The organism is Leclercia sp. GHBNCSD (assembly GCF_055805075.1).
Map to the genome: position 1 here is coordinate 1 of NZ_JBQVYO010000009.1, position 1957 is coordinate 1957.

At 46.9% G+C, this 1957-nt stretch carries 3 protein-coding genes; all 3 read left to right on the plus strand.

The annotated features are described in order from the left end of the window. Positions 1 to 907: effector protein Tle3 domain-containing protein (locus ACT3IC_RS23475; protein ID WP_473479874.1), on the plus strand; the 907-nt coding region annotated here is incomplete at its 5' end. A gap of 9 nt (positions 908 to 916) precedes the next feature. Then, positions 917 to 1624: a T6SS immunity protein Tli3 family protein gene (locus ACT3IC_RS23480; RefSeq protein WP_325941127.1), complete on the plus strand. Its 708-nt coding sequence runs from the start codon at positions 917 to 919 to the stop codon at positions 1622 to 1624. 3 nt (positions 1625 to 1627) lie between these two features. After that, on the plus strand, positions 1628 to 1957 hold a 330-nt coding region (locus ACT3IC_RS23485; RefSeq protein ID WP_473479878.1), incomplete at its 3' end, for a T6SS immunity protein Tli3 family protein.

A 1957-nucleotide genomic window follows, 5' to 3' on the forward strand; every position in this document is an offset into this window, starting at 1 on the left:
AGGGAAAGCGCCGGACGCAAAGCCTTTTGCGTTGCCGCCGCGAAAGGAGGGGGATGCAGAATATGCCTTCCTGACGAACAGCAGTTATAACTTTCGTGATGTAATCATTAACGGCGAGGAATTACCGGAGCCGTTTACGTTTAAACTCCAGGGGCAGGATAACAGGCCTGATGACGATCCAAAAACCAGTGACAAACCCTATACCTATTATATCGATCCCGACAGCCCGGATGCCTACATCTCCTATTCCGCCAAAGCCAGCGCTATCAAGCGCACGGACTCTGCCATGTATATGCTCAACAGCTATCAGCGTATCAGCTGGAAACCGGGGCATGTCTTAACGCGCGATGAACTAGAGATTGAAAGTATTGCCCGGAAACACACAGTCATTGCAGGGAAGGTTACGGGTTCAAAAGAGTACCCGGTACTGTCCATAACCTGGCTGAAAACCCGTGAAGAGCTGGAAAAAGAATGGCAGAAAACCGATCCGGTAGGTTACAGCCAGCACTCATCCATTGTCATGAGCGAGTTTGCTCCGTCTCAGGCAATGGCCTTTGACCTGGCTATTGGACAGTGCAAATCGTTTGATTATAAGGCAGGGAAGTTCTGGGAGGAGTTGTTACATCTGGCGGACTGGCGAGATCCATTAAATAAAAATAGCGACGTGAAAGAGTACTACCGGGCAGGAAGATTACCAGTAGGTACAACTAAAAACTATATGAATAAACCTGATGAAGCGCTGCCTCAAGGGCATTATGGCGTGGAGAATGATTATGCTGGAGTCCAACCGAATGTTCGTAACCCGAAAAATATCGATATGGGCCTTTTCAAAGCAGATGACTTTCAGGAAAGGAAGTTATTGCAATGGGATATGCCAAAACCTAAAAATGATAACCAACTGGCTTAAGGATTGAGCATGAAGGAACTTTGTGTTGTTTTCGCATTCGCCACTATTTTACTGACTGCGAATAGTTTGGCGAAAGAGCCGCCGACGCAGATAGTTTATCGGTTTGATGATCATCGTTATCTTGAGTTAAAAGGGTGGGATTGCCAGGGAGAACTCTGGTATACCGATACAAAGCGGGGTATTCATTCACAACCTTACTTTCAGTTTTATCGAATATTCACCCGCAAATTTATTCATCCTTCGAAACGTTATATTTCTATACCAAACTGGGAGGTAGATGGATTCCTTGTTTCAAAAGATTATGGAGAAACATGGAAGGCTATTGGCTTTTCTCCTAAGCATAATGAACCTAATGGTGATAACAGAGCCCCTGCCGAAGACGCGGTATCTTTTACCGTCGTGAACGATCAGGGTTTTTTACAAACCAAACACCGGCTGTATATGTCGTCCAAGCCTTTTGAAGATCCTCGCATTCTGCCTGGTGGGCCAGGGATTGAATTTACCGTGGACGATGGTATGGGAAATAATGTAAACGGGAAGCTAAAACCTGGCTCCTCAGGCCCTGCGTGGGGACTAGATTACATCACCAAACAGGGTCTGAGAGAGGACATAGCCCAGTTTAAGACAAACTATCAGGGCCTACCCGACAAAGTACCTGAAGTTAAAGGCTACACCGGCTGGGATCATATGCGCTGTGACATGGATGCGGGGCGATAATTGATGAAAGGATTATGTACTATTTTCGCCGTCGTCACCGTTGTGCTGGCTGCTGATTGCGTGGCGAAAGAGCCACCGACGCAGATAGTTTATCGGTTTGATGACCATCGATTTCTGGAGCTTGAAGGCTGGGACTGCGAAGGAGAACTCTGGTATACGGGCACTAAACGAGGTATTCACACAACACCAGCCAGTCAGTTTTATCGAATTTTTACGCGAAAGTTTATCCATCCCTCTGAGAGGTATATAGCAATTACCAACTGGCGAGTGGATGGATTCCTTGTGTCGAAGGACTATGGTCAAACCTGGAGGGCCGTCGGCTTTTCTCCCGGT